30 protein-coding genes and 2 tRNA genes are annotated in these 27,000 nt (G+C 66.7%); 14 read left to right on the plus strand and 18 right to left on the minus strand.

What is annotated here, in order from left to right; all coding sequences use genetic code 11:
- The first annotated feature begins 1 nt into the window (after position 1).
- Positions 2–2,236 (plus strand): ATP-binding protein, encoded by a 2,235-nt coding sequence (locus ACZ75I_RS17905; protein WP_346476377.1) that lies wholly within the window; start codon positions 2–4, stop codon positions 2,234–2,236.
- Between the two features lies 1 nt (position 2,237).
- Here ACZ75I_RS17905 and bfr read toward each other — a convergent pair whose 3' ends face one another.
- The 3 genes from bfr to ACZ75I_RS17920 form a co-directional block, all read right to left on the minus strand.
- Entirely contained in the window at positions 2,238–2,708 is a 471-nt protein-coding gene (bfr, locus tag ACZ75I_RS17910; RefSeq protein WP_005419804.1) for a bacterioferritin, read from the minus strand.
- A gap of 142 nt (positions 2,709–2,850) precedes the next feature.
- The gene (locus ACZ75I_RS17915; protein ID WP_019336609.1) at positions 2,851–3,060 is read right to left on the minus strand and encodes a (2Fe-2S)-binding protein; all 210 of its coding nucleotides are present in this window, start codon (positions 3,058–3,060) and stop codon (positions 2,851–2,853) included.
- A gap of 204 nt (positions 3,061–3,264) precedes the next feature.
- Positions 3,265–3,888: an RNA pyrophosphohydrolase gene (locus ACZ75I_RS17920; RefSeq protein WP_005419809.1), complete on the minus strand. Its 624-nt coding sequence runs from the start codon at positions 3,886–3,888 to the stop codon at positions 3,265–3,267.
- Positions 3,889–4,009: 121 nt separating this feature from the next.
- On the opposite strand from ACZ75I_RS17920, the gene ACZ75I_RS17925 reads away from it, so the two are divergent.
- Positions 4,010–4,086: transfer RNA gene (locus tag ACZ75I_RS17925), tRNA-Met, on the plus strand.
- Positions 4,087–4,141: 55 nt separating this feature from the next.
- A tRNA-Gln gene (locus ACZ75I_RS17930) sits at positions 4,142–4,216 on the plus strand.
- Positions 4,217–4,539: 323 nt separating this feature from the next.
- On the opposite strand, the gene rpsI is transcribed toward ACZ75I_RS17930, so the two are convergent.
- Positions 4,540–4,932: a 30S ribosomal protein S9 gene (gene rpsI / locus ACZ75I_RS17935; protein WP_005411311.1), complete on the minus strand. Its 393-nt coding sequence runs from the start codon at positions 4,930–4,932 to the stop codon at positions 4,540–4,542.
- A 2-nt stretch (positions 4,933–4,934) separates the two neighbouring features.
- Positions 4,935–5,363: a 50S ribosomal protein L13 gene (rplM, locus tag ACZ75I_RS17940; protein WP_005414692.1), complete on the minus strand. Its 429-nt coding sequence runs from the start codon at positions 5,361–5,363 to the stop codon at positions 4,935–4,937.
- Between the two features lie 197 nt (positions 5,364–5,560).
- Between rplM and coq7 the strand changes: the two genes are divergently transcribed.
- Entirely contained in the window at positions 5,561–6,205 is a 645-nt protein-coding gene (coq7, locus tag ACZ75I_RS17945; RefSeq protein ID WP_346476378.1) for a 2-polyprenyl-3-methyl-6-methoxy-1,4-benzoquinone monooxygenase, read from the plus strand.
- A gap of 82 nt (positions 6,206–6,287) precedes the next feature.
- Here the strand turns inward: coq7 and ACZ75I_RS17950 are convergent, their stop codons facing one another.
- On the minus strand, positions 6,288–6,608 hold the full coding sequence (locus ACZ75I_RS17950) for a DMT family transporter (RefSeq protein ID WP_005419816.1): 321 nt from the start codon (positions 6,606–6,608) through the stop codon (positions 6,288–6,290).
- Positions 6,609–6,776: 168 nt separating this feature from the next.
- The gene (speD, locus tag ACZ75I_RS17955) at positions 6,777–7,571 is read right to left on the minus strand and encodes an adenosylmethionine decarboxylase (protein WP_005411315.1); all 795 of its coding nucleotides are present in this window, start codon (positions 7,569–7,571) and stop codon (positions 6,777–6,779) included.
- Between the two features lie 149 nt (positions 7,572–7,720).
- On the opposite strand from speD, the gene crp reads away from it, so the two are divergent.
- Positions 7,721–8,410, plus strand: a complete 690-nt coding sequence (gene crp / locus ACZ75I_RS17960; RefSeq protein WP_010482649.1) for a cAMP-activated global transcriptional regulator CRP — start codon at positions 7,721–7,723, stop codon at positions 8,408–8,410.
- Positions 8,411–8,544: 134 nt separating this feature from the next.
- Positions 8,545–9,306 carry a sulfite exporter TauE/SafE family protein gene (locus ACZ75I_RS17965; protein ID WP_061478197.1) on the plus strand — a complete coding sequence of 254 codons (762 nt, stop codon included), beginning with the start codon at positions 8,545–8,547 and terminating at the stop codon, positions 9,304–9,306.
- Between the two features lie 97 nt (positions 9,307–9,403).
- Here the strand turns inward: ACZ75I_RS17965 and ACZ75I_RS17970 are convergent, their stop codons facing one another.
- From ACZ75I_RS17970 to ACZ75I_RS18015, 10 genes are all read right to left on the minus strand, one after another.
- Positions 9,404–10,120 (minus strand): haloacid dehalogenase-like hydrolase, encoded by a 717-nt coding sequence (locus tag ACZ75I_RS17970; RefSeq protein WP_346476379.1) that lies wholly within the window; start codon positions 10,118–10,120, stop codon positions 9,404–9,406.
- Positions 10,117–10,911, minus strand: a complete 795-nt coding sequence (gene trpC, locus ACZ75I_RS17975) for an indole-3-glycerol phosphate synthase TrpC (RefSeq protein ID WP_061478198.1) — start codon at positions 10,909–10,911, stop codon at positions 10,117–10,119. Before trpC ends, ACZ75I_RS17970 begins: the two co-directional genes overlap by 4 nt.
- A gap of 74 nt (positions 10,912–10,985) precedes the next feature.
- Positions 10,986–12,017 carry an anthranilate phosphoribosyltransferase gene (trpD, locus tag ACZ75I_RS17980; RefSeq protein WP_049443905.1) on the minus strand — a complete coding sequence of 344 codons (1,032 nt, stop codon included), beginning with the start codon at positions 12,015–12,017 and terminating at the stop codon, positions 10,986–10,988.
- A gap of 16 nt (positions 12,018–12,033) precedes the next feature.
- The gene (locus ACZ75I_RS17985; protein WP_005419831.1) at positions 12,034–12,621 is read right to left on the minus strand and encodes an anthranilate synthase component II; all 588 of its coding nucleotides are present in this window, start codon (positions 12,619–12,621) and stop codon (positions 12,034–12,036) included.
- Positions 12,622–12,623: 2 nt separating this feature from the next.
- Positions 12,624–13,403, minus strand: a complete 780-nt coding sequence (locus tag ACZ75I_RS17990) for an SIMPL domain-containing protein (RefSeq protein ID WP_242889900.1) — start codon at positions 13,401–13,403, stop codon at positions 12,624–12,626.
- A 67-nt stretch (positions 13,404–13,470) separates the two neighbouring features.
- Complete coding sequence (gene trpE, locus ACZ75I_RS17995) at positions 13,471–14,946, minus strand: anthranilate synthase component I (RefSeq protein WP_472958448.1); 1,476 nt, start codon at positions 14,944–14,946, stop codon at positions 13,471–13,473.
- A gap of 201 nt (positions 14,947–15,147) precedes the next feature.
- Positions 15,148–16,083 (minus strand): lipid kinase YegS, encoded by a 936-nt coding sequence (gene yegS / locus ACZ75I_RS18000; protein WP_346476380.1) that lies wholly within the window; start codon positions 16,081–16,083, stop codon positions 15,148–15,150.
- A gap of 249 nt (positions 16,084–16,332) precedes the next feature.
- Positions 16,333–16,815, minus strand: coding sequence for a GNAT family N-acetyltransferase (locus ACZ75I_RS18005; RefSeq protein WP_346476398.1), 483 nt, complete (start codon positions 16,813–16,815; stop codon positions 16,333–16,335).
- Between the two features lie 12 nt (positions 16,816–16,827).
- A complete protein-coding gene (gene rpe / locus ACZ75I_RS18010) occupies positions 16,828–17,505 on the minus strand; it encodes a ribulose-phosphate 3-epimerase (protein WP_061478204.1) in 678 nt (225 codons plus the stop codon).
- 57 nt (positions 17,506–17,562) lie between these two features.
- The gene (locus tag ACZ75I_RS18015) at positions 17,563–17,892 is read right to left on the minus strand and encodes a J domain-containing protein (protein WP_008265098.1); all 330 of its coding nucleotides are present in this window, start codon (positions 17,890–17,892) and stop codon (positions 17,563–17,565) included.
- 144 nt (positions 17,893–18,036) lie between these two features.
- On the opposite strand from ACZ75I_RS18015, the gene ACZ75I_RS18020 reads away from it, so the two are divergent.
- From ACZ75I_RS18020 to ACZ75I_RS18055, 8 genes are all read left to right on the plus strand, one after another.
- Positions 18,037–18,963, plus strand: coding sequence for a phosphoribosylaminoimidazolesuccinocarboxamide synthase (locus ACZ75I_RS18020; RefSeq protein ID WP_061478205.1), 927 nt, complete (start codon positions 18,037–18,039; stop codon positions 18,961–18,963).
- Positions 18,964–19,162: 199 nt separating this feature from the next.
- A complete protein-coding gene (locus tag ACZ75I_RS18025; protein ID WP_061478206.1) occupies positions 19,163–19,648 on the plus strand; it encodes an Mpo1 family 2-hydroxy fatty acid dioxygenase in 486 nt (161 codons plus the stop codon).
- A gap of 331 nt (positions 19,649–19,979) precedes the next feature.
- Positions 19,980–22,811, plus strand: a complete 2,832-nt coding sequence (locus tag ACZ75I_RS18030) for a monovalent cation/H+ antiporter subunit A (RefSeq protein WP_472958450.1) — start codon at positions 19,980–19,982, stop codon at positions 22,809–22,811.
- Positions 22,811–23,203, plus strand: a complete 393-nt coding sequence (locus ACZ75I_RS18035; protein ID WP_010482669.1) for a Na+/H+ antiporter subunit C — start codon at positions 22,811–22,813, stop codon at positions 23,201–23,203. The genes ACZ75I_RS18030 and ACZ75I_RS18035 overlap by 1 nt, the downstream gene beginning before the upstream one ends.
- The gene (locus tag ACZ75I_RS18040) at positions 23,200–24,735 is read left to right on the plus strand and encodes a monovalent cation/H+ antiporter subunit D (RefSeq protein ID WP_134968156.1); all 1,536 of its coding nucleotides are present in this window, start codon (positions 23,200–23,202) and stop codon (positions 24,733–24,735) included. Before ACZ75I_RS18035 ends, ACZ75I_RS18040 begins: the two co-directional genes overlap by 4 nt.
- Positions 24,732–25,238 (plus strand): Na+/H+ antiporter subunit E, encoded by a 507-nt coding sequence (locus ACZ75I_RS18045; RefSeq protein WP_061480225.1) that lies wholly within the window; start codon positions 24,732–24,734, stop codon positions 25,236–25,238. The genes ACZ75I_RS18040 and ACZ75I_RS18045 overlap by 4 nt, the downstream gene beginning before the upstream one ends.
- Entirely contained in the window at positions 25,235–25,519 is a 285-nt protein-coding gene (locus ACZ75I_RS18050; protein ID WP_005411334.1) for a K+/H+ antiporter subunit F, read from the plus strand. Before ACZ75I_RS18045 ends, ACZ75I_RS18050 begins: the two co-directional genes overlap by 4 nt.
- Positions 25,516–25,905 carry a Na+/H+ antiporter subunit G gene (locus ACZ75I_RS18055; protein ID WP_472958452.1) on the plus strand — a complete coding sequence of 130 codons (390 nt, stop codon included), beginning with the start codon at positions 25,516–25,518 and terminating at the stop codon, positions 25,903–25,905. Before ACZ75I_RS18050 ends, ACZ75I_RS18055 begins: the two co-directional genes overlap by 4 nt.
- A gap of 83 nt (positions 25,906–25,988) precedes the next feature.
- Here ACZ75I_RS18055 and ACZ75I_RS18060 read toward each other — a convergent pair whose 3' ends face one another.
- Positions 25,989–26,954, minus strand: coding sequence for a sodium:calcium antiporter (locus tag ACZ75I_RS18060; RefSeq protein WP_472958453.1), 966 nt, complete (start codon positions 26,952–26,954; stop codon positions 25,989–25,991).
- Between the last annotated feature and the right edge of the window lie 46 nt (positions 26,955–27,000).

The following is a 27,000-nucleotide window of genomic DNA, read 5'->3' on the forward strand; positions in this document are numbered from 1 at the left end:
CGTGCCGCTGTGGGGCGTGCTGCTGGTTGCCCTCGCCGCGGCCACCATCGCGCTGATGGTGCTGGGCCTGCGGCTTCGTGCGCGCGACCGTGCGCTGGCGCAGCTGCAGCGCACGCACGGCGCGCTGGCCGCTGAACGGGACCAGCTACGCCATACCACTGAACGCCAGGGCCAGCTGGAACAACAGCTGCTGCAGGCCAAGCAGGCCGCCGAGGCGGCCGTGCTGGCCAAGGGCGAGTTCCTGGCCACGATGAGCCACGAGATCCGCACCCCGCTCAATGGCATCCTGCCGATGCTGGAGCTGATCGCACGCGGGCCACTGGGCGAGGACCAGCGGCAGATGCTGGCCACCGCCTCGGCCAGCTCGCAGCAGCTGCTGCGCATCGTCGATGACATCCTCGACTACTCCCGGCTGGAAGCACAGGCGCTGGAGCTGGAAATCACCAGCTTCAACCTCCGCGATCTGCTCGATGGCGTGGTGCAGCTGATGCAGCGCGCCGCCGACGCCAAGGGCCTGGCACTGGGCCTGCAGCTGGATCCATCGGTGCGCCTGCCGGTGCGCGGCGACCCGGTGCGCCTGCGCCAGGTGCTGAGCAACCTGCTGGCCAATGCGATCAAGTTCACCGCCCGCGGCCAGGTGCAGCTGCGTGTGCTGCGCCTGGGCGAAGGTGCCGCGCAGCACCAGCTGCGCTTCGAGATCATCGATACCGGCATCGGCATCGACGACACGCTGCAGGCACGCCTGTTCCAGTCTTTCAGCCAGGCCGACGCATCCACCACGCGCATCTACGGCGGCACCGGTCTGGGCCTGGCCATCTGCAAGCGCATCATCGACCTGATGCATGGGCGTATCGGTGTGCAGTCCACGCCCGGCCAGGGTGCTACGTTCTGGTTCGAGATCCCGCTGCTGAAGGTTCCTGGCGACCTGCCGGCGATGACGCGCGCGCCGGCACCGCTGCTGCTGTTCAGTGCCGATGCAACGCTGCAGGCACGCATCGAGCGCGTCGCTGCCCACCATGGACTGCAGGTGCAGGTGCTGGCGCAACTGGACAGCGTGGTCGAGCGCCTGCGCGCTCCCGCGCGGCCCGGAAAACCGGCACCCGCCTGGCTGCTGGTCGATGCGCGCGCACGCCGCAATGGCGAGGCCACGCTGCAGCTTGCACTGGGAGAACGCGGCGACGACGATGCACTGCAGGTACTGTGGCTGCAGGAGGATGCGATTGCGCAACGCCCCCGCCAGCGCCAGCTGCCCTCCCACTTCGACGACGCCGCCCTGCATGCACTGCTGGCGGCACCGGTCGCCTCTGCCCGCCCCGCTGCGCTGCTGGCCAGCGCGGAACACGAGCAACCGGCTGACACGCTGCCGCCGCTGCATCTGCGTGTGCTGGTGGTGGAGGACAATACGGTGAACCGGATGGTGGCCGAGCAGCTGCTGCGGGTGTTCCAGTGCGAGGTGCGCAACGCCGCCGATGGCGAACAGGCCCTGGCCGCCCTTCGCGAAGGCGGGATGGACATCGTGCTGATGGATTGCCAGATGCCGGTGCTGGACGGCTACGCCGCCACGCGCCGCTGGCGCGCCGAAGAAGCGGAAACCGGGCGTGCGCGACTGCCGATCATCGCGATGACCGCCAATGCGATGGCCGGCGACCGCGAGCGCTGCCTGCAGGCCGGCATGGACGATTACCTGTCCAAGCCGATCGCGCGCGCAACGCTGCATGCGCTGCTGCAGCGCTGGGGTGGCGGTAAAGCGGCATCACCTGCACGGCCTTCTGTAGAGCCGGGCCATGCCCGGCTGACGGCCAACTGCAGTCGCACGCCATCAGCCGAGCATGGCTCGGCTCTACCGAATCCGGAAAAGCAGGCGGCGCCAGCACCACAACCGGTGCTCGACCGCGATGTGCTGGATGAACTGCACGCGGTGATCGGCGATGCTGCCACCCAGATCGTCACGGTGTTTCTTGAAGATGTGCCGGCGATGGTGCAGCAGTTGCAGTTGGCCGCGCGGAACAGCGATGAACCGCGCATGCAGGCCGTCGCGCACAGCCTGAAATCATCAAGCGCGAACGTGGGAGCGTTGTCGCTGTCGGCGATCGCGCAGCGGATCGAGCACGAAGCCCGTAGTGGCAGCCTGCAGCGCCCCGCAGTGGCGGTGGCGCTGCTGGTTGCGGAATTCGCCCGGGCGCGCGTTGCACTGACGGGCTACCTGGCACAGCATCGCGCCGGCCAGGACCGCTGATTCACTCTTCCAGCTTGCTCAGCAGGTACTTCGGCTCGCCGATGCGCTCGATCAGGTCGAGCTGGGTTTCCAGCCAGTCGATGTGTTCTTCCTCCGAGTCGAGGATCTTCACGAACAGCTGGCGGCTGACGTAGTCACCCACCGAATCGGAATAGGCCACGGCCTCGCGCAGTGTGACCACGCCATCGCGTTCCAGCGACAGGTCGCACTGCAGGATCTCGGTCGGGTTCTCGCCGATGCGCAGCTTGCCCAGCGCCTGGAAGTTCGGCAGGCCTTCAAGGAACAGGATGCGGTCGGCGAGCATGTCGGCATGCTTCATCTCGTCGATCGATTCCTTGTACTCATGTTCGGCCAGTTCCTTGATGCCCCAGTTCTTCAGCATCTTGGCGTGCAGGAAGTACTGGTTGATCGCGGTCAGCTCGTTGTAGAGGACCTTGTTGAGGAATTCGATGACCTTGGTGTCGCCCTTCATGGGGATGCTCCTGCACGCTGAAAACGCAGGCACTGTAACGCCTTGCGTGCGGTGGTGAAGGAACGCGAATCGTGCGCATTGGCCTGCGCGGTTGCAGGTGAAGGACGCGAAAGCGCGGCGTCAACGCGCCGCGAAAGAGACGTCAGGCGACCTGGGCCAGACCGAGGACCGGCAGCGGCAGATCGTGGGTGGCGCGTGCCTTGGCCAGCAGGTCGCCGGCCATGTCCAGGCAGGAACCGCAGGTCGCGCCACAACCGGTACGCATGGTCAGCTCGGCCACCGTGCTGACACCATTGCTGGCGGCTTCGCGGATCTGGTGGTCGGTGACTCCGTTGCAGATGCAGACGTACACAGGCGGGGACCGGGCTGACAGGCCAGAAGCGGCCTGTTGCGTATTCCAATGGAAACGAGAATGGTTGTCAATCAGAGACCTGAACCATTCTCGATACCGTTCAGAGTCGGATTGACCGGCCCGGCGGGCAGCCAGGTCCTGGTGGAAACAGCCGGCGGGGGACGCGTCGTGACGGATCGGCCCACAGCCTGCGTGGCCTCCCATTCAAACCGCCCCGGACTCCCCCTTGGCCTTGCGCGGCCAGTAGCCGCCGCGCTTGGGCGTGCGCTTCCGGGGCCTGTCGTGGCCGGCTGCGTGGCCCGGCATCCAGGCCTCGGCGGCACTCTTGGGCATGGCGCTGACGCCCTGCCCGGCCACCCCACGCGCCAACGGCGCCAGGTGTCGCAGCGCGCGCGCATAGACGCCACGCTTGAACATCACCACGTGCTCCACCGGGTACCAGAAGTCCACCCACCGCCAGTGGTCGAACTCGGGCGAGTCGGTATGGTCCAGCTGCACATGCGATTCATCGCCGGTCAGGCGCAGCAGGAACCAGACCTGCTTCTGGCCGATGCAGACCTGCCGCTCATTGCGGCGGATGGCCCGTGCCGGCAGCTTGTAGCGCAGCCAGCCGGGCGTCGCCCCGAGCACTTCCACGTGCTCAGGCAGCAGGCCGGTCTCTTCCTGCAGTTCACGATACATGGCCTCGACAGGCGTCTCGTCGGTGTTCATGCCGCCCTGCGGGAACTGCCAGCCGTCCCGGCGCACGCGTCGTGCCCAGAACACCTGGCCGTCCTGCCGCATCAGCACGATGCCGACGTTCGGTCGATAGCCGTCCGGATCGATCACGATGCGGACTCCTAAGAAAATCTACTGGTCGGGACTATCCCATGCCCTCTGTCGGCCCACAAGCACGGCACAAAAGTGTTGACAGGGCCGATACACATCCGCAGAATAGCGGGCTCACCAAGGCTATGTAGCTCAGCCGGTTAGAGCACAGCACTCATAATGCTGGGGTCGGTGGTTCGAGTCCACCCATAGCCACCACACTGAAAATCAAGTTGTTTTTCAGTGTGAAAAGTGAGAAAATAGTTGCACGTTTTGCCCCGTCGCCAAGCGGTAAGGCACCTGACTCTGACTCAGGCATTCGGTGGTTCGAATCCATCCGGGGCAGCCAAATTAAAAGCAAAAGGCCAGATCGAAAGATCTGGCCTTTTGCTTTTAATTTGGTCGCGCATTCCACCTTATCCCCGCGCCTGTCGGCGCGCCCCCTTGAACAACAAGGGGGCTCTTCTCCAGAGAGAGGCCCGGGGTCGGATCCTTTTCCAAAGGAAAGGGCTCTGACCCCACCCCTTCCGAGATGCGAAACCATGGGTAGTGCCGGCCGCTGGCCGGCAACCCGGAAATGCATCCCCCCGAAACGACAAAAGCCCGGCCGAAGCCGGGCTTTTGCTTTCCCATCCAGCGGGCTCCCGAAGGAGCCCAACCAGGCGCGGTAGATCAGCGCTTGGAGAACTGGGTGGCGCGGCGGGCCTTGTGCAGACCAACCTTCTTACGCTCGACTTCGCGGGCGTCACGGGTCATGAAGCCAGCCTTGCGCAGCTCGGACTTCAGGGTTTCGTCGTACTCGACCAGAGCACGGGCGATGCCCAGACGGATCGCACCGGCCTGGCCGGTGGTGCCGCCGCCAGCGGCGGTGACCAGGATGTCGAAGCTTTCGGTGTTCTTGGTCAGCTCGAGCGGCTGGCGCACGATCATGCGCGCAGTCTCACGACCGAAGAACTCGTCCAGCGGACGGCCATTGACGGTGATGTTGCCCGAACCCTTGCGCAGGAACACGCGAGCGGTGGAGGACTTGCGGCGGCCAGTGCCGTAGTTTTGAGTGATAGCCATGATTAGATATCCAGAACCTGCGGCTGCTGTGCGGCGTGCGGATGCTCAGTGCCGGCGTAGACCTTGAGCTTGCGGTACATCTGGCGACCCAGCGGGCCCTTCGGCAGCATGCCCTTGACGGCGATCTCGATCACGCGCTCCGGGTGGCGCTCCAGCGCCTGTGCCAGGGATTCGGTCTTCAGGTTGCCGATGTAACCGGTGAAACGGTGATACATCTTGTCCTGCAGCTTCTTGCCGGTGACGGCAATCTTTTCTGCATTGATGACGACCAGGTAGTCGCCGGTATCAACGTGCGGGGTGTAGACCGGCTTGTGCTTGCCGCGCAGACGGCGGGCCAGCTCGGTGGCGAGACGGCCCAGGGTCTTGCCCTCGGCGTCGACGAGGTACCAGTCGCGCTGGACGGTCTCGTTCTTGGCAGTGAAAGTGCTCATGAAGAACTCTAGGTTAGGTCGGGCTCATTGCGGCGAAAGGCTCACCGGAACTCTGCCACGCGTTGTGAAAAGGTGAAGCGTAAGAGGCGGGATTGTACGCAGGTCAGACCCCCGTTGCAAGCCGGCCCCTGACCGGGTTGGCAGGGGGACGGGGCCGGGCGAGAATCGCGGGGTCTTCCGCCCCACCGTGTACCGCCATGACCGTGCTCCGCCAGATCACCCCGCTGGACCACCTGCTGACCGAGGCGCAGCGCGCCCTGGACACGGTGTTCGGCAACCCGCCGGCGGCCCGTCCCTACCCGGCTGCGGACACCGACGAGCCGGGCATGGACAGCACTGAACGCCGCCATGCGGCCGGGCTGATGCGGATCAACCATGTCGGCGAGGTCTGCGCGCAGGGCCTGTACTTCGGCCAGGCCGCCGTGGCCCGCGACCCGGCCACGCGTGAACACCTGCTGGAAGCGGCCCAGGAAGAGACCGACCACCTGGCCTGGTGCGCCACCCGCCTGGGCGAACTGGACAGCCGTCCGAGCCTGTTCAACCCGCTCTGGTATGCCGGCAGCTACACCATCGGCACCCTGGCCGGGCTGCGTGGCGACGGCTGGAACCTGGGCTTCGTGGTCGAAACCGAGCGCCAGGTGGAAGCCCATCTGGACGAGCACCTGGTCGACCTGCCGGCCGGCGACCTGCGCAGCCGTGCGGTCATCCAGGTGATGAAGGAAGACGAAGCCCGCCATGCGGAGCACGCCGAGCAGGCCGGCGCACGCCGCCTGCCGTTCCCGATCCCGGGCGTGATGGCGCTGGCCTCCAGGGTGATGAAGACCATCGCCTACCGCATTTGAAGGGTCGCCCGCACCAACGGTGCGGGCCTACCAGGAGGTGCGGGGGGCGACGGTGGGGCCCGACCGTTGGTCGGGCCATCAATCAGTTGGGCGACACCAGCTTCAAGCCGATCACGCCGGCCACGATCAGGCCCACGCAGGCCAGGCGGGCCGGCGACGCACTGTCATTGAACAGGTAGATGCCGAGCACAGCCACGCCCATGGCACCGATGCCGGTCCAGATCGCATAGGCGGTGCCGACCGGGATGCTCTTCATCGCCTGGCTCATCAGGTACAGGCTGATCAGGGCCGATACCACCGTGGCAACGGTGGGCAGGGGTTTGCTGAAGCCTTCGGAGTACTTCATTCCGAGGGCGAAACCGATCTCGAACAGGCCGGCCAGCAGCAGGTAGATCCAGGGCATGGGTGGGGGCTCCTTACCTTTCTTGAGAAAAACGAAACGGCCCGGTGTTTTCACACCGGGCCGTGGGTCGGTACATCACCGTGGAACTGTAACGCGTGCGGGGCACTGGTTCCACGGGGCGGGTCGTCCCGCCTGGGTGGCGATGCCTGCGGGCATCGCACATGGGGCTTACTCGGACAGGTTCCGGCCGTGGAACAGCTCTTCGATCTCGCGCTTGAGCAGCGCTTCGATCTTCATGCGTTCCTTGAACGACAGGTTCTTGGCCTTTTCCTCGAACAGGTACTGGTCCAGGTCGAAGTCCTTCAGGTGCATCTTCGTGTGGAAGATGTTCTCCTGGTAGACGTTGACGTCAAACATCTCGTAACGCGACTTGATGTTCTTGGCCAGGAAGTTCTGGATCGAGTTGATCTTGTGGTCGATGAAGTGCTTCTTGCCCTTCACATCGCGGGTGAAGCCACGGACGCGGTAGTCCATGATCACGATGTCCGACTCGAGGCTCTCGATCAGGTAGTTCAGGGCCTTCAGCGGGGAAATGACGCCACAGGTGGCCACGTCGATGTCCGCGCGGAACGTGGCGATACCTTCCTGCGGATGGGTTTCCGGGTAGGTATGGACCGTGATGTGGCTCTTGTCCATGTGCGCGACCACGGCGTCGGAGATCAGCTCCTTGCCGGCCAGCTTCTTGTCGATCACCGGTTCTTCGGAGATCAGGATGGTCACCGAGGCACCCTGCGGATCGTAGTCCTGGCGGGCCACGTTCAGGATGTTGGCGCCGATGATCTCGGCGACATCGGTCAAGATCTGAGTCAGCCTGTCGGCGTTGTACTCTTCATCGATGTATTCAATGTAACGCTGACGCTCCTCTTCGGTGCGCGCGTAACACACGTCATAGATGTTGAAGCTCAGCGCCTTGGTGAGGTTGTTGAAACCCTGCAGCCTCAGGCGAGGCAACGGCTTGACCACGGCGGTCGATTCCTGTGTAAGAAGGGAAAGGGGGAATTATGGGGCAAACTGCCCCCGGGGGGAACGTGAAGACGCAAGAGTTCTGGCACACTGTTTGCCCTTAACAATTGCGCTGGTTAAGCTCCGCTATCGACCCCGTGAATCCGTTCATGCGCAGAGGGAGCGCTCCTATCGTGTCAACCGTGCGCCTAGCTAGCAGTCCACTGGCCCTGGATATCGCCACAATCGATCGTTTCCTGGCGCACAGCCACAGGCGGCGATATCCCACCCGTACCGACGTCTTCCGGCCCGGAGACCCGGCGGGAACCCTGTATTACGTCATCAGCGGCTCGGTTTCGATCATGGCCGAGGAAGATGACGATCGCGAGCTTGTGCTGGGCTACTTCGGTGCCGGCGAGTTCGTCGGCGAGATGGGCCTGTTCGTCGAATCGGACCGCCGCGAGGTGATCCTGCGGACCCGTACCGCCTGCGAGCTGGCTGAAATCAGCTACGAGCGCCTGCATCAGCTGTTCCTCGGCCCGCTGTCGGCCGATGCCCCGCGCCTGCTGTATGCGCTGGGCCAGCAGATTTCCAAGCGCCTGCTCGACACCAGCCGCAAGGCCAGCCGCCTGGCATTCCTGGACGTTACCGACCGGATCGTGCGCACCCTGCACGACCTGGCGCAGGAACCGGAGGCGATGAGCCACCCGCAGGGCAGCCAGCTGCGCGTCTCGCGACAGGAACTGGCGCGACTGGTCGGCTGCTCGCGCGAAATGGCCGGCCGCGTGCTGAAGAAGCTGCAGACCGACGGCCTGCTGCATGCCCGCGGCAAGACCGTGGTGCTGTACGGCACCCGTTGATTGCAAGGCAACCCAACGCTGCCGAGCCATCCTGTAGAGCCGAGCCGACGCTCGGCTGCGGTACGTCAAAGGCAGCCGCGCAAGGGCTCGGCTCTACACGGCCCCTGCGCGGCCCGCTGGGCTAGGCTCGGTACATGGAGCTGAGCAGCGAATTCTGGTGGTTCATCCTCATCGGCCTCGGCGCACAGCTGGTGGACGGTGCATTGGGCATGGCGTTCGGCCTGGTGTCCTCGTCGGTGATGCTGAGCATGGGCCTGCCCCCGGCACAGGTCAGCGCCAGCATCCACACCGCGGAAGTGTTCACCACGGGCGCCTCGGGGGTGTCGCACCTCGCAGCCGGAAATGTCGATAAACGCCTGTTCCTGCGCCTGGCCCTGCCCGGCGCAGTGGGCGGTGCCGTGGGCGCGTACGTGCTCACGCAGGTCCCGGGCGAGATCATCCGGCCACTGATCTACCTGTACCTGCTGGTGCTGGCGATCCTCATCCTGGCCCGCGCCGCTGGGCGCTGGATGCCCAAGGGTGAGATCCGCCGGGTGCCGGTGCTGGGCTTCTTCGCCGGCCTGCTCGACGCCAGCGGCGGCGGTGGCTGGGGGCCGATCGCGACGTCCACCCTGCTCGCCCGCGGCGGCCAGGCGCGCACCACCATCGGAACAGTCAACGCAGCCGAGTTCGTGGTCACGTTGACGGTGTCAGCGACCTTCCTGTTGTCGATGGGCGTGCAGCATCTGCAGATCGTCGCCGGCCTGCTGATCGGCGGCATGATGGCCGCGCCGGTGGCGGCGATCCTGGTCAAGCGGGTGAAGGAGCGCTGGGTGCTGGTGGCCGTCGGCGTGCTGGTGCTGGGCATCAGCCTGTTCCAGATCGGGCATGCGGTGTACGGGCACCTCTACCGCTGAAGCATCCCCTGTAGAGCCGAGCCATGCTCGGCTGAGGACGCACGGATCCCGCAACGAAGAGCAGCCGAGCATGGCTCGGCTCTACAACAGGCGCGGGTCAGGCCTTGTCGCCGCCGCGATCCCCGCATCCCCAGTTGAGGATGCGGGTGCCGGCCGGCAGCACGCGGCGGAAGAACGCCACCCGCCCCGGCTTCGGGTTCACCACCACCGGCGCCTTGGCCGCCAGCAGCAGCGGAAGGTCGGCGGTGCTGTCGGAATAGGCGATATCGATGTCGCCATAGCCGCGTTCGCGCAGCATGCGCATCTTCTCTTCGTTGTGGCAGTGACGGGTGGGACCGACGCCGCCCAGCCGCGGGCCGACCTCGGTGCCGATCACCGGCACATCCTGATGGGCCACGAAGGCCAGGATCGCGCGGGCCAGCTCCGGCGGCGCGCCGGTGGCAACCACCACGCGATCGCCCTTGGCGCGGTGCGCGGCGAACACCTCCAGCGCCTGCGGCAGCAGCTTGGCGCGCATCTGCGCCTGGTTGCGCAGCACGTAGGCGTCGATCACCTTGTTGAAATCGCGCGCACGGTGCAGGCCGAAGCTGCCGATCCACACATAGACCGAGATGCCCGCGCGACGGGTCGGCAGCATCGCCACCATTGGCCCGGCAATCGGCGTGACCAGCAGCGCCGCCAGCATGCGCAACGGGTTGCGCTTGATCAGCGAGGCGAACAGGTGGGTACCCGAATCGCCGTCGTAGAGGGTGTGGTCGAAGTCGAAGACCACCAGCGGCGCATCCTCGCGCGGCGTCGGATAGTGCGTTGTCATGTTGCGAAGAATAGCTGACGCAGGCCCTCGCCCGGCTCTTCCACGCGCATGAAGGCCTCGCCGACCAGGAAGGCATGGATGCCTGCATCGCGCATCAGCGCCACGTCCTGCGGGCCGAGAATGCCGCTCTCGGTGACCAGCAGGCGGTCACGCGGCACCGCCTGCTGCATGTCCAGCGTGGTCTGCAGCGACACCTCGAAGGTGCGCAGGTTGCGGTTGTTGATGCCGATCATCGGCGCCGGCACCTGCAGGGCACGCTCCAGCTCGTCGATGTCGTGCACTTCCACCAGCACGTCCATGCCCAGCGACAACGCCAGTTCGGACAGCGTGGCCAGCTGGGTGTCGTCCAGCGCGGCGACGATCAGCAGGATGCAGTCGGCGCCCAGCACGCGCGCCTCGTACACCTGGTAGGCGTCGATCACGAAGTCCTTGCGCAGCACCGGCAGCGTGCAGGCTTCACGGGCCTGCTGCAGGTAGGTATCGGCGCCCTGGAAGAAGTCCACGTCGGTCAACACCGACAGGCAGCTGGCACCACCGAACTCGTAGCTGACCGCGATATCGGCCGGCCGGAAATCGGGGCGGATGACGCCCTTGGACGGGCTGGCCTTCTTCACCTCGGCAATCACCGCCGGGTCGCCGTTGGCCACGGCCGCCTGCAACGCGCGTACGAAGCCACGTACCGGCGGGGCGCTGGCCACGGCGGCCTGCAGCGCCTCGAGCGGGCGCTGGGCGCGGCGCTGGGCCACTTCTTCGGCCTTGCGGGCCAGGATCGTCTGCAGGATGTCGCTCATCGTCTTCGATTCGGTGCGGGGGCGCTGAGGACGGCCATTATCGGCCATCGACGGGGTCAGGCTGAACCGCGCGCTCAGGCAACCAGCGCGCGGGTGGTCTCCACATACTGTTGCAGGCGCTGGCGGGCGCTGCCATTGGCGATGGCAGCACGGGCACGGGCCAGGCCATCACCGATGTCGCTGGCCACGCCGGCCACGTACAGCGCGGCGCCGGCATTGAGCGCGACGATGTCCAGCGCCGGGCCGGGCTCGTTGTCCAGCACCGCGCGCAGCATCTGGATGGACTGCTCCGGGCTGTCCACGCGCAGGTTGCGGCTGGCCGACATGGCGATGCCGAAGTCCTCCGGGTGGATCTCGTACTCGCGCACCTTGCCGTCGCGCAGCTCGCCCACCAAGGTGCCGGCGCCGAGCGAGATCTCATCCATGTTGTCGCGGCCCCAGACCACCATGGCGCGCTCGGTGCCCAGCTCGCGCAGCACGCGCGCCTGGATACCCACCAGATCAGGATGGAACACACCCATCAGTACCGACGGCGCGCTGGCCGGATTGGTCAGCGGGCCGAGGATGTTGAAGATGGTGCGCACGCCCATCTCGCGGCGGACCGGCGCGACCACCTTCATCGACGGATGATGGATCGGCGCGAACATGAAGCCGATGCCGGTCTGCTCGATGGCAGCGGCCACCTGCGCTGGCTGCAGCTCGATGGCCGCGCCCAGCGCCTCGACCGCATCGGCGCTGCCGGACTTGGACGACACGCTGCGGTTGCCATGCTTGGCCACGCGCGCACCGGCCGCAGCCGCAACGAACATCGCGCAGGTGGAGATGTTGAAGGTGTGCGAGCCATCGCCACCGGTGCCGACGATGTCGACCAGGTGGGTGCTGTCGGCCACCGGCACCGCCAGCGCGAATTCGCGCATGACCGTGGCGGCTGCGGCGATCTCGTCGATGGTTTCCTTCTTCACCCGCAGGCCGGTGAGGATGGCGGCGGTCATCATCGGCGATACGTCGCCGCGCATGATCTGCCGCATCAGGTCGACCATCTCGTCGAAGAAGATCTCGCGGTGCTCGATGGTGCGTTGCAGGGCTTCCTGGGGGGAGAAGCTCATGGGAATGCTCCTTGGATCAGGCCGCCGGGCGCTGCAGGAAATTGCGCAGCAGGGCGTGACCGTGTTCGGTGAGGATGGATTCGGGGTGGAACTGCACGCCTTCCACCGGGAACTGGCGGTGGCGCAGGCCCATGATCTCTTCGATCGAGCCGTCCTCGTTCTCGGTCCAGGCGGTCACTTCCAGGCAGTCCGGCAGACTGTTCTTGTCCACCACCAGCGAGTGGTAGCGGGTAGCCTGGTAGCGGTCCGGCAGGCCGGCGAACACGCCCTTGCCTTCATGGCGGATCGGCGAGGTCTTGCCATGCATGATGTTGCCGGCGCGGATCACGGTGCCGCCGTAGACCTGGCCGATGCCCTGATGGCCCAGGCACACGCCGAGGATCGGCGTGGTCGGGCCCAGCCGCTGGATCAGCTCCAGCGACACGCCCGCTTCGTTGGGCGTGCACGGGCCGGGCGAAATGACGATGCGCTCGGGCTTCTGCGCGGCGATCTCGTCCACGCTCATCGCATCGTTGCGCACCACCTTCACCTCGGCGCCCAGCGTCTGCAGGTACTGCACGAGGTTGTAGGTGAAGCTGTCGTAGTTGTCGATCATCCACAACATGGTCAGGTTCCGTCGCTTATCAGGAAAATGGCGTACACGTTTTCGGTGTAGGTGATGGGGCCGGCTTCGACCGACTCGGGCAGGCGGGAGCCCGTGGTCTCGATGCTGTTCATCGGTGCCTCGGGCGCGGGCGGCGAAGGCGGCGTCACCAGATCCCCACTGCTCGGCCAACTGCCGGCCTGGATGCCATAAGCAAAGTTCGGCGCTACGTCGGAAATGCTGTACAGGCCGCGCAGCCGGGTGCCGTAGGCCTTGGCCAGGCCCTGCGCGGACTCGCGGGTCTGGGCCGCCGCCTCACCCTTGAGTTCGCGGCGCAGCGCCACTTCACCCGAATAGGTTGGCGCCAGGCTGCTGACCTGTACGTTCTCGTCGGCCTTCAACGCACCCAGCACATCCTGCATCGCCTTCACGCTGGCGAAGCTCGCACGCAGCTGGCGCGATACGCGGGTACCGATGAAGACCTGCCGGTTCTGCTCATAGCGCGTCGCCGGGCCGATCCGCAGGTTGTCCGCACGCACGCTGCCGTCCACCGCCTTGTGCTGCTTGAACAGCGCCAGCACGCGGGCCACGTTGCCCTGCACGCGGCGCCGCGCGGCGTCGGCGTCCATGTCGGTCTCTTCGATGTTCAACTGCAGGCCGAAGCGGTCGGGCATCACCGTGCGGGTACCCTGCCCCTTCACCAGCAGGTGCGGCTGCGAAGGAATGGTATTGGCCTGCGCCCACGCAGACGGGGCCATCGTGGCCAGCAGCGACGACCACAGCAATGCGCTCAGCAGCTTCATGCGGTACTCCTTGTCTTCAATGGGAACAGCGGAAGATGCCGCGGCGCAGGCCACGGCACGGGGAGCGTCACAGGCCCTTGGCGGCCTGGGCGACGGCGCGGAACAGCGCACGGCCCTTGTTCATCGTCTCGTCCCATTCCTTGTCCGGGTCCGAGTCGTAGACGATGCCGGCGCCGGCCTGCACGTACAGGCGGCCATCCTTGATGACCGCAGTGCGGATCGCGATCGCGGTATCGGCATCGCCGTGCCAGCCGATGTAGCCGATGCTGCCGGCGTAGACGTTGCGCTTGATCGGCTCCAGTTCGCGGATCACTTCCAGCGCGCGGATCTTTGGCGCGCCGCTGACGGTGCCGGCCGGGAAGGTGGCGCGCAGCACGTCGGCATAGCTCAGGCCCGGCTGCAGCTGCCCGGTCACTTCGCTGACGATGTGCATGACATGGCTGTAGCGTTCGATCACGAACTGCTCGCCCACTTCCACGGTACCGGCCCTGGAGACGCGCCCGGCATCGTTGCGGCCGAGGTCGATCAGCATCAGGTGCTCGGCGCGTTCCTTGGGGTCGGCCAGCAGCTCGGTTTCCAGTGCCAGGTCCAGCTCGGGCGTGGCGCCACGCGGGCGGGTGCCGGCGATCGGGCGCACGGTCACTTCGCCATCCTGCAAACGCACCAGGATTTCCGGTGAGGAACCGACCACCTGCAGGTCGCCGACATCGAGGAAATACATGTACGGCGAGGGATTCAACGCGCGCAGCGCGCGGTACACATCCACCGGGCGCGCCTTGAACGGCACGCTAAGGCGCTGGCTGAGCACCACCTGGAAGATGTCACCGGCGCGGATGTATTCCTTGCTGCGCTGGACCGCATCGACGAAGCCTTCGCGGGTGAAGCCGGAGACGAAATCCGATTCGTCCAGCACATCGCTGTTGAGCGGTGCCGGATAGCCGGCGCCCGGTGCACGCAGCTTCGCAGTCAGTGCGTCCAGGCGCGCCTGCGCCTGTTCGAAGGCACCGTCGACACGCGGGTCGGCGTGCACGATCAGGTACAGCCGGCCCTTGAGATTGTCGAATACCGCCAGCTCGTTGGAGTCCAGCAGCAGGATGTCCGGCGTGCCCAGCTCATCACGGCCGGCCGGCGGGGCCAGGCGCGGCTCGATGTAGCCGATGCATTCGAAGCCGAACCAGCCGACCAGGCCGCCGGTGAAGCCCGGCAGGCCGTCCAGCTTGGGCACCGAGTGAGCACTGCGCAGCGCCTCGACCTCGGCGAACGGGTCGGCCACCTCTCGGGTTTCCACCATCTGGCCGTCTTCGCGCACGGTCAGCGTATGGCCGTGGAAGGCGTACACGCGGCGCGCCGGCAGGCCGATGATCGAGTAACGACCAAAGCGCTCGCCGCCTTCGACGGATTCAAACAGGTAGGTATTGGGGCCGTCGGCGAGCTTCAGATAGACCGAAAGCGGCGTGTCCAGGTCGGACAGCACTTCACGGACGACGGGAATATGGGTGTGGCCTTCAGCGGCCTGCTGCTGAAACTGAGCGTGCGAGTTCAAGACGACTTTCCTTCCGGGACACAGCGTTATGGGGGCGGACGACGGCAACGGGCCACCATCGCCACCAACGGCGTGCGGAAGAAAGAGTATGCGGGGTCGTCAGGCTGGACACCCCTCGACTGTATCGCAGCTTGCGCGGCAGGGGAACCCCGGGAGACTGAACCACGGGACGGGCGCGGCCGGCCACGGGAACCGATGACTCTACCCCTGCCCGTCCAGCAACGGGCAACCGACCGGCAGGTGCATCCGCACCCTGCCCGGCACGCACTCGACGCGGAAGTGACGGGCCTGCACCGGTTCGCCGTCCAGGTTGAGCGTCAACGGACGCTCGGATTCCACCTGCAGCCACGGCAACCGCGCGCGCGTGGCGAGTTGTTCCAGTGCGGCCTGGGTGCCCGCCTTCAGCATATGGCCAAGGGTGGCGGTGACCTCGCCTTCCAGCTCCGGCAGCACCGTGACATCCAGCAGCCCATCATCGATCAGTGCCTGCGGGCACAGCTGCTGGCCACCGCCGGCCTGCCGGCCATTGCCGATGCCGAGCGCGATGAAGTCACCTTCCCAGGCGAAGTCCGGGCCGGACAGCCGCGCGGCGATCGGCTCGATGCGGCCCAGCTTGGCGATGCCGGTGATCACGTAGGCCAGCCCACCGAGCATCTTCTTCAAGCCGGCATCGGTCTCCACCGTCACCTGCGTGCCGAAGCCACCACTGGCGAGGTTGGCGCACCACCAGGGCGTGCCATCGGCATCCACGCGCAACAGGTCGATGGGCCGTGCCGGCACCTGGCCGATCAGCGCGAGGGCATCGGCGGGCTCGGTGGGAATGCCTGCCGACGTGGCGAAGTCGTTGGCGGTCCCCATCGGAATCAACGCCAGCGAAGGCAGCACTTCTGCCGGTTCCTCACGATGGGCCAGCGTCTCGGCCACCGCGCTGAGCGTGCCATCGCCACCGGCGGCCACGATCACGTCCACGCCATGATTGATGGCCTCGGCAACGTAGCGTTCAGCGTCACCGTCTTCCCAGGTCACCCGCACCTCCAGCTGCACGCCCTGCCCGCGCCAATGGCCCACGGCGTCGCGCAGTTCATCGTTGCCAGCGGATTTGCCATTGAGGATCAGGCGCCAGCGCGGGGTGGTCATGCGGTACTTCCAGGTCAGGGCGGCACAGGCTAGCAATGCACTGTTTGCCCGCAGTGAATGTCACGCAGGTGTCATTCAGCTGCTGGAGAATGGAAGGCCATAGCAGGGACGACGGATGGAGGCAGGATCAGCCTCCCACGCATGCAGCGAGGCCACGCCAATGATTGGCGTGGCTTTTTTTTTTGGGGGGGGAGACGCAGGGAGTGCGAACCGCACCCACCGGGTTGCGGTTCGCACCCGCCACACGCCTCAACCGTTGGCGAAATCGTGCAGCGCCTGCCCCTGCAGCCGGTACACGGTCCACTCATCCTGCGGTTTCGCGCCAGCAGCGGTGTAGAACTCGATGGCCGGAGTGTTCCAGTCCAGCACCGACCATTCGAAACGACCGCAACCCTCGGCCACGGCCTGGCGTGCGATGTACTTCAGCAACGCTTTGCCGGCACCGGCACCGCGCTTTTCCTGGCTGACGTACAGGTCTTCCAGGTAGATGCCCTTGCGGCCCAGCCAGGTGGAGTAGTTGTAGAAGTACACCGCATAGCCGATGGCCTCGCCGTCGGCCTCGCAGATCAGCGCGCGGGCGGTGGAGTCGGCGCCGAACAGGCTCTCGGCGATGCCGATCTCATCGGTCTGCACCGAATGCTCGGCCTTCTCGTAGATCGCCAGCTCGCGGATGAAATGCAGGATCAGGCCAGCATCGGCCGCGGTGGCCGGACGAATGTTCAACACGGCCACCGTACCCATGGCTCAGCCCCGTGCCGCAGCGACGTTGGCGCGCATCTGCGCGATCACGTCCTGGTAGCTGGTCCTGGCGTTGAAGATGGCCGAGCCGGCCACGAAGGTGTCGGCGCCGGCGGCAGCGATCTCACCGATATTGTCGGCCTTCACGCCACCGTCGATCTCCAGGCGGATGTCCTTGCCGCTGGCATCGATCTTCTGGCGGACCACGCGCAACTTGTCCAGCGCCGAGGGAATGAAGGCCTGGCCGCCGAAGCCCGGGTTGACCGACATCAGCAGCACCAGGTCCAGGTCGTCCAGCACCCAGTCGAGGATGTCCACCGGGGTGGCCGGATTGAGCACGATGCCCGGCTTGCAGCCCAGCGAGCGGATCAGCTGGATGGTGCGGTGCACGTGGCGGCTGGCCTCCGGGTGGAAACTGATGTAGGTGGCACCGGCCTCGGCGAAGTCCGGGATGATGCGGTCCACCGGCTCGACCATCAGGTGCACGTCGATCGGCGCGGTGACGCCGTGCTTGCGCAGGGCCTGGCAGACCATCGGGCCGATGGTCAGGTTCGGCACGTAGTGGTTGTCCATCACGTCGAAGTGGACCCAGTCCGCACCGGCGGCGAGGACGTTGTCGACTTCCTCGCCGAGGCGGGCGAAGTTGGCGGAGAGAATGGAGGGGGCGATGAGGCAGTTGGACATGGCCGGGGCCTTCGGAACGGGGAAAGGATTCTCCCGCCCGCAGGCGGGACTGTCGGGTCAGCGCTTGCGCAGGGTCTTGATGCGGTCGTAGGCGGCGTTGATCCGCCGCGACTTCTGCTCGGCCTGCTGCTGCAGCTCGGGGGCGGCACCGCCCAGCTTGTCGGGGTGGTACTGCGAGATCAGCTTGCGGTAGGCGCGCTCGATCTCGGCATCGGTGGCCTCGGAGGTCAGCCCCAGCTCCCGGTACGGGTTCTCCTTGTTCAGGCGGAACCAGTCCGAATCGAAGGCGTGGCCAATCAGCAGGCCGACCACCGCGCCGAACAGCGGATTGGGCCGGAACAGCAGGGCGCCGGCGATGAATCCGAGCAGTTTTCCGTACCAGCGCATGGCGCTCCGGGGTCGACCGACGAAATGGACGCTCATTTTACGTCACAGCGGGCCCGGACGGCTTTACACTAGGCCGCCCGCTGGTCAGCGGGCCCGCCGGGTCCGTTGGGCAGCAGCCGTATCGACAACGCCCCAGGAGTGCCCGTGCCAACCACGCTGTTGCAATCCGATCTCCCCGGCCTGCCCTTGCGCCATCGCGGCAAGGTGCGTGATGTGTTCGATATCCCGCGCGAGCGGCTGCCAGCCGGAACCCCGCCGGGCGATTACCTGCTGATGGTCGCCACCGATCGCCTGTCGGCGTTCGACGTGGTCCTGCCCGACCCGATCCCGGGCAAGGGCGAGATGCTCTGCCAGGTCTCCAACTTCTGGTTCGCCAAGACCGCGCACCTGATGCCCAACCACCTGACCGGCATCGACGTGGCCAGCGTGCTGCCCGAAGGCGTGGACCCGGCGCTGTACGCCAAGCGCGCGGTGGTCACCCGCAAGCTGAAGCCGGTGCCGGTGGAAGCGATCGCCCGCGGCTACCTGATCGGCAGCGGCTGGAAGGATTACCAGCGCACCGGCAAGGTCAGCGGCATCGACCTGCCCGACGGCCTGCGCCAGGCCGAACAGCTGCCCGAGCCGATCTTCACACCCTCGACCAAGGCCGCAGTCGGCGACCATGACGAGAACATCGATTTCGACGCGATGGTGAAGCAGGTCGGTGCGGAACTGGCCGAGCGGGTGCGCGACGCCACCCTGCGCATCTACAAGTTCGCCGCCGATTACGCCCGCGAGCGCGGCATCCTCCTGGCCGACACCAAGTTCGAGTTCGGTACCGACGCCGATGGCCGGCTGTACATCATGGACGAGATGCTGACGCCGGATTCCTCGCGTTACTGGCCAGCCGACGAGTACGAAGTGGGCACCAGCCCGCCGAGCTACGACAAGCAGTTCGTGCGCGATTACCTGGAGACGCTGGACTGGGGCAAGACCGCCCCGGGTCCGAACATCCCGGCCGACATCATCGAGCGCACCCGCGCCAAGTACGCCGAGGCGCTGCAGCGCCTGGCCGGGATCAGCGTCGACTGATCCGCCTGCGCCCCTGGCCGGAAAGGCTGGGGGCGCGTTCGGTAGCGCCGGCCGCTGGCCGGCGCTTCGGTGAACCTGCAGCGAGGCATGGCCTGGTCCTGGTAGTGCCGGCCGCTGGCCGGCGACGTCGCGAACTCGGCTATGCTCTGGTTTGCCGGCCAGCGGCCGGCACTACCGTTGTCCGAGGAAGCGACGCAGCATGCAGACATCCACCGAGCTTGCGCGGCCGATCGACCGCTATTTCGCCAGCTACTCCGACGACCACCGCAACGTGATCAACCAGCGCATCCACGTGGTGGCGGTGCCGGCGATCCTGTGGTCGGTGGTGGCCCTGCTGTGGTGCCTGCCGCCGCTGATCACCTGGTTCCAGTACGGCATCTGGTCGGCGTTCGCGATGTTCAGCGCCTGGTGCTTCTACAACAAGCTGTCGCGCCCGCTGGGCATCGGCATGCTCGTCCAGTTCTTCGTATTCGGCTGCCTGTGCCGCCTGCTGGAGGCCGAGATCGGCCTGCAGGCGCTGCGCTGGCTGGCGGTGGGCGTGTTCGTGGTGGCCTGGATCGCGCAGTTCATCGGCCACACGTTCGAGGGTCGCAAGCCCAGCTTCCTGACCGACCTGACCTACCTGCTGATCGGCCCGGCCTGGGTGATGGCCAAGTTCTATCGCAAGCTCGACTGGCGCTACTGATCGCCGGCGGTCGACAGCGGCCGTCGTTTCCTGAACGGGCGAATTCCATCACCCACACTCCACGGCGGCCCTGCCAGCCTGCGCCGGTGACTCGCTCCCCGCCTCCCGTCTGTTGACGGCAGCCCCTGTGCGACAGGGCCTGCGGTCTCCCTGCGTGGGCGTAGGGTGTCCCCCGAGGGCAACCGGGAGGGACCGCAGGAACGTGATGTTGCGCCGCAGAAAAAATGAATCAGCGAACGTTACATGCAATTGATCGCTGTTTGATGGGTTTCGGCGACATTTCGCAGCCTGTTATTCTCCCTGACCTGCTCGTGAATCATGGATTCCCTGCATGCTCTCCAGCCTGCCCCTGCTGCTGGCCCTGCCGTTCCTGATGGCAGCGGCTGTTGCGGCCTTCCCCCTTAGTTCGCGCTCGACTGCTGCCTGGCTGGCGGCGCTGGCGCCGTTGGGCGGGCTGGCCATCCTCGGCTGGCTGACCCCGGCGGTGCTCGATGGCCAGGTGGTCCGCACCCTGGTCCCCTGGCTTCCACAGATCGGCCTGGACTTCACCCTGCGCCTGGACGGGCTGGCCTGGATGTTCGCCGGGCTGGTGCTGGGCATCGGCGCCCTGGTGGTGCTGTATGCGCGCTACTACCTCAACCAGCAGGACAACGCGCACCGCTTCTACTGCTACCTGCTGCTGTTCATGGGCGCGATGCTGGGGATGGTGCTGTCGGGCAACCTGCTGTTGCTGATGATCTTCTGGGAAATGACCAGCATCAGCTCGTTCCTGCTGATCGGCTTCTGGTCGCACCGCCAGGACGCACGCGAAGGCGCGCGCATGGCGCTGGTGATCACCGGCGGCGGCGGCCTGGCCCTGCTCGGTGGCGTGCTGCTGATCGGCCGCATCGTCGGCAGCTTCGACCTGGATGTGGTGCTGGCCGCCGGCGAGCAGATCCGCGCCAGCACGCTGTACCCGTACGCCCTGTTCCTGGTGCTGGCCGGCATCTTCACCAAGAGCGCGCAGTTCCCGTTCCACTTCTGGCTGCCGCACGCGATGGCAGCGCCGACCCCGGTCTCGGCCTACCTGCACTCGGCCACCATGGTGAAGGCCGGCGTGTTCCTGCTGGCGCGGCTGCATCCGGCGCTGGCCGGCAGCGACCTGTTCTTCTATACGGTCAGCGGCATCGGCGCGCTGACCCTGCTGATCGGTGCCTGGAACGCGATCTTCCAGCACGACCTGAAAGGCCTGCTGGCGTACTCGACCATTTCCCACCTGGGCCTGATCACCCTGCTGTTCGGCCTGTCCACGCCGATGGCGGTGGTCGCCGGCGTGTTCCACATCCTCAACCACGCCACCTTCAAGGCTTCGCTGTTCATGGCCGCCGGCATCATCGACCACGAAACCGGCACCCGCGACATGCGCAAGCTGGGGGGGCTGCGCAGGCTGATGCCGTTCACCAGCGCGCTGGCGATCATCGCCTCGCTGGCGATGGCCGGCATCCCGCTGCTCAACGGCTTCCTGTCCAAGGAAATGCTGTTCGCCGAGGCACTGACCGCCGGTGGCGGCCCGGGCGCGATGCGCACGGCGGTGTCGATCGCTGCGCTGCTGGCCGGTGTGTTCGGCGTGGCGTACAGCCTGCGCTTCGTGCACGACACCTTCTTCGGCACTGGCCCGCACGACCTGGACCGCGTGCCCCACGAGCCGCCGCGCTGGATGAAGGTGCCGGTGGAGCTGCTGGTGGTGATCTGTGTGGCGGTGGGCGTGGCACCCGCACTGACCGTCGCGCCGGTGCTGCACGCCGCTGCGGCCTCGATCCTCGGCACCGCCATGCCCGAATACAGCCTGGCGGTGTGGCACGGCTTCAACCTGCCGCTGGCGATGAGCGCGATCGGCGTGGTCGGTGGCGTGGCGCTGTACTTCGGCCTGCGCAGGCTGATCAACCTGCATGCCGTGACCAATGTCAGCACGGGCCGCAACGTGTTCCACGCCCAGCTGGACGCCGTGTCCGCGCTGGCCATGCGCCTGACCAGCGGCATCGCCAATGGCAGCCTGCAGCGCATGCTGCTGGGCCTGGTGCTGGTGGCGATCGTGGTTGCCGCTGCGCCGTTCGTGGCCAACCCTGCCTCGCCGAACTGGACCGCGCCGCAGCCGATTCCGCTGCTGGGCTGGGCCCTGTGGCTGGTGATGATGGCCTGCGCGGTCGCCACCCTGCGCATCTACAAGCAGCGCCTGCTGGCGGTGCTGCTGGTCGGCGGCGTCGGCCTGATGGTGGCGCTGACCTTCGTGTTCCTGTCCGCGCCCGACCTGGCCCTCACCCAGCTGCTGGTGGAGATGGTGACGCTGGTGCTGATGCTGCTGGGCATGAACTACCTGCCTGCGCAGTCCGGCCCGGAGCGGCCGCGCTGGCGCAAGCGCCGCGACGCGGTGATCGCGATCATCGCCGGTGCCGGGCTTGGCGCGCTGGCCTATTCGGCGATGACCCTGCCGCCGAACACCATGGCCGGCGAGCTGCTCGCCCGCGCGTTGCCCGAGGCCTACGGCCAGAACGTGGTCAACGTGATCCTGGTCGACTTCCGCGGCTTCGATACCTTCGGCGAGATCACCGTGTTCGGCATCGCCGCGCTGGTGGTGCATGCGCTGCTGCGGCGTACGCGGATGGCGCCGGAGCAGATCATGCCCGGCCCGCCGATCAAGCTGCCGGTGCCGGCCGACCTGGCGCAGATCATGTTCCCGCTGACCCTGACCGTGTCGATCTTCCTGTTCCTGCGCGGGCACAACGCACCGGGTGGCGGCTTCATCGCCGGCCTGGTATTGGCAGTGCCGCTGCTGATCCAGTACGTGATCCAGGGCACTGCATCGGTGGAGTCGCGCTTCGGCTTCGACTACATCCGCTGCATCGGCATGGGCCTGCTGATCGCCCTGCTCAGCGGCAGCGCCTCGATGCTGTTCGGCGTGCCGTTCCTGACCAGCGGCCATCTCGACCTGCACCTGCCGCTGATCGGCGACGTACCGCTGGCCAGCGCGATCGGTTTTGACATCGGCGTCTATCTGGTGGTGTTCGGCGGCGCCATGCTGATGCTGTCGATGATGGGCACGATCAAGCCGTCGCGTACCCGCACTGCCCGCAAGGGTGAGATCGACCTGCAACGCCGCTCGGCACGCACCGGGGAGATGCACTGATGGAACTGGCCCTGGCTACCGCGATCGGCGTGCTGACCGCCATCGGCATCTACCTGCTGCTGCGTGCGCGCAGCTTCGATGTGATCCTCGGCATGACCTTCCTGTCCTACGCCACCAACCTGCTGATCTTCGCCGGCGGCCGCGTGGTGCTGGGCAAGGCGCCGGTGCTGCAGGAAGGCGTGGACAGCCACCTGGGCAACTACACCGACCCGCTGCCACAGGCGCTGGTGCTGACCGCGATCGTGATCGCCTTCGCGATGACTGCCGTGAGCATCGTGCTGGCCATGCGCAGCCGCAGCGACAACCACAGCGACCACGTGGACGCCCACGAACCGGATGACGACCTGCAGGATGAGCGCGTGCCGCCGCGCCAGGACGAGGACCGCGCATGAATCATCTGGTGATCCTGCCGATCCTGATTCCGCTGCTGGGTGCTGCACTGTCGCTGTTCGTCGAACACCGCCGCTATGGCCCCCGGGTGCAGCGCGCGGTGGCCTGGACCGCGCTGTCGGCGCTGGCGCTGGCGGTCGGGCTGCTGTTTGCCACCACGGCCAGTGGTGAAATCAACGTCTACCTGCTGGGCGACTGGCCGTCGCGGCTGGGCATCGCGCTGGTGGCCGACCGGCTGTCGGCGTGGATGCTGCTGACCACCCTGCTGCTGGCCATTCCCTGCCTGCTGCACGCCTGCTCGGGCTGGGACCGCCGCGCGCCGCACTTCCATGCGCTGTTCCAGTTCCAGCTGGTCGGCCTCAACGGCGCGTTCCTGACCGGCGACATCTTCAACCTGTTCGTGTTCTTCGAGGTGATGCTGATCGCCTCCTACGGCCTGCTGCTCAGTGGCGGCCGCGGCCTGCGCATGCGCATCGGCCTGCACTACGTGGTGTTCAACGTCACCGCCTCGACCCTGTTCCTGGTCGCGCTGGGCCTGCTGTATGCCTCGCTGGGCTCATTGAACATGGCCGAGCTGTCGCAGCGCATCGCCGAGGTACCGCCGGCACAGCTGACCCTGGTGAAGGCGACCATGGGCCTGTTGCTGCTGGTGTTCTGCGCCAAGGCCGCGCTGATGCCGCTGTACCTGTGGCTGCCGGAAGCCTATTCGCGCGCACCGGCGGCGGTGGCGGCGCTGTTCGCGATCATGACCAAGGTCGGCCTGTACTCGGTGCTGCGCATCCAGATGCTGTGGTTCGGCGACGATGCCGGCGCGATGGCCGGCTATGGCCGCGACTGGCTGCTGTGGGCCGGCGTCGCGACGCTGGTGCTGGGCGGCCTCGGCGCGCTGGCCGCGACCCGCCTGCGCGTACTGATCTCCTACCTGGTGATCGTGTCGGCGGCCACGCTGTTCATCGCCTTCTCGGTGGGCACGCCCCAGGTGCTCTCGGCTGGCCTGTACTACCTGCCACACAGCAGCTTCGTCGCTGCCGCGCTGTTCCTGGTCGCCGATCTGATCCGCCGCCGTCGCGGTAGCGCCAGCGACCGCAAGGAAGTGGTCGCGCCGATGCCGGGCAAGGAAACGCCCGCCGTGTTGTTCCTGATCGGCGCGGTGTCGGTGGCCGGCCTGCCGCCGCTGTCCGGCTTCCTGGCCAAGGCTGCGCTGCTGGCCGGCATGCCGGCGCAGTACACCGGCCCGGTCTGGACCGCCGTTCTGGTCAGCAGCCTGCTGGTGATCATGGGCCTGACCCGGGGGGGCATCCGCCTGTTCTGGCGCGTGCCGCCGGTCGATCCGGAAGCGCCGGTACCACGCAAGGCGCGGCTGCGCCGGGTCGAGCTGTACGCGGCCTGCATCCTGCTGGCCTACGGCATCGGCATGACCCTGGCCGCAGCACCGCTGATGCGCTACACCGACGCCACCGCCGCGCAGCTGCTGCACCCCAGCGAGTACGTGCAGCAGCTGCGTGCGACTGCACCGGAGATCCGCCAGCCATGACCGCCCAGCGCTCCCTGTTCCGTCGCCTGATTCCGTCGCCGATGCTCAGCATCATGGTGGTGGCATTCTGGCTGCTGATGTCCGACAGCTTCACCCTCGGCCAGATCGTGCTGGGGCTGGTGCTGGGCGTGGTGGTGCCGCTGTTCGCCGCGCGCCTGGATCGCGAGTTCGCCCGCATCGGCACCCTGCGCCCGTTGCCGAAACTGCTGTGCGTGACCCTGTGGGACATCCTGATGTCCAACATCCGCGTTGCCCTGCAGGTGCTGGGCCCGGAGAAGAACATCCACCCCGGTTTCATCTGGCTGCCGCTGGACATCGCCAACATCCATGGCATCGCTGCGCTGACCAGCATGATCACGCTGACCCCGGGCACGGTCTCGGCCGCGCTCAGCGACGACCGCAAGTTCCTGCTGGTGCACGTGCTGCACCTGGAGGACCCACAGGACCTGATCGATACGATCAAGCGCCGCTACGAGGCGCCGTTGATGGAGATCTTCCCATGACCGGTTTTGAAGTCATCCAGACCACCCTGGTGGTGTGCATGCACGTGGTCGGCCTGGCGATGCTGCTGGCCACCTGGCGCCTGCTGCGCGGGCCGACCGTGCCCGACCGCATCCTCGCGCTGGACACGCTGTCGGTGACCGCGATCGCCGAGCTGATGCTGTTCGGCATGTACCTCAACTCGCCGATCTACTTCGAGGCGGCGCTGATCATCGCCATGCTCGGCTTCGGCAGCACCGTGGTGCTGAGCAAGTTCGTGCTGCGCCGGGACATCGTCGAATGATCACCGCGATCCAGATCGTCCTGTCGATCCTGCTGCTGTTCGGCTGCTTCTTCATCCTGGTCGGCGCACTGGGCCTGGTGAAGCTGTCCACCTTCTTCAAGCGCCTGCACGCACCGACCAAGGCCAGCACGCTGGGCGTGGGGTGCGTGCTGGTGTGCTCGGTGTGCTACCACATCTTCCTCGGCCAGGACCCGCAGCCACGCGAGCTGCTGATCACCGTGTTCCTGTTCATCACCGCACCGATCAGCGCGCACATGATGGCCAAGGCGGCGTTGTCGCTGCTGATGGAAACCCGCCCCAGCCTGCCGGGCAACGAGCCGGCCGCCGAGGAGCGGCTGCCGCCGCCGGAACCGGTGCGGGAAGAAGAAACCACGCAGAACCGGTAGTGCCGGCCGCTGGCCGGCAATGTGACGCCCGGTAGGTGCCGACCGCTGGTCGGCACGAACAGCGGCCGAGCATGGGCTCGGCTCTACAGCGCCGGTGCGCCGACCAGCAGCAGCTCCAGCACGAACCAGCCTACGAACGCGACCAGCAGGATGCCGCCTTCGCCACGACTGATCTTCAGGTCGCCGCGCAGCATCGGGTACAGCACCAGCGCGAACGCCAACAGCGCCGGCAGTTCCAGGCGAACGAACGAGGCCGGCAACGCCAAAGGCTGCAACACCGCCATCGCGCCGATCACCAGCAGCAGGTTGACCACGCTGGAACCCAGTACGTGACCGAGCACCATGTCGCCATGCCCGCGACGCGAGGCGGCAATGGCAGTGGCCACCTCCGGCAGTGCGGTGCCGATTGCCACCGGCAGCAGGCCGACCAGCAGTGGCGTCCAGCCCAGTGCGGCACCGAAGTCGGCCGCAGCACCCACCACCAGGCGCGCGCCCCAGTACAGGGTCAACGCCGCGATCAGCATGCGCAGCACGTTCAATGGCAGGCTGGTGCGGCTCAGCGCGGATTCGGCGATGGCTGCCTGCATCTCGGCGCTCTCGACGCGGCGGCGGCGCAGCAGCAGCACCTGCATGACGATGAAGCCCGCCACCAGCACGCCGCCTTCCCAGCGCACCAGGTGACCATCCAGGCCGAACAGGATCAGCAGCACGGCGGCCGCCAGCAGCGACCACCACAGCACCGCCTGCAGGCGCGCGCGCAGCAACAGGGGCGCGGCGATGGCGGCCACGGCCAGGGTCAGGCCCAGATTGACGATGCTGCTGCCGACCGCATTGCCCAGCGCCAGCTCTGGCTGGCCCACCGCCAGCGCGCGTGCGTTGACCGCCAGTTCCGGCAACGAGGTGGCCACCCCGAGCAGCAGCAATCCGGCGGTGAACGGGCTGGCCCCGAAACGCTGGGCCAGGCCGGACACGGCCTTGACGATGGAGTCCCCGCCCAGGGCCAGCAGCAGCAGGCCAAGCAGGAACCAGGCAATGGCAATGGCGATCATCGAGCACTCCCCAGCAGTGGTGGCGCGATTCTACGCGTGGCCCGAG

Source organism: Stenotrophomonas sp. X (genome assembly GCF_055721025.1).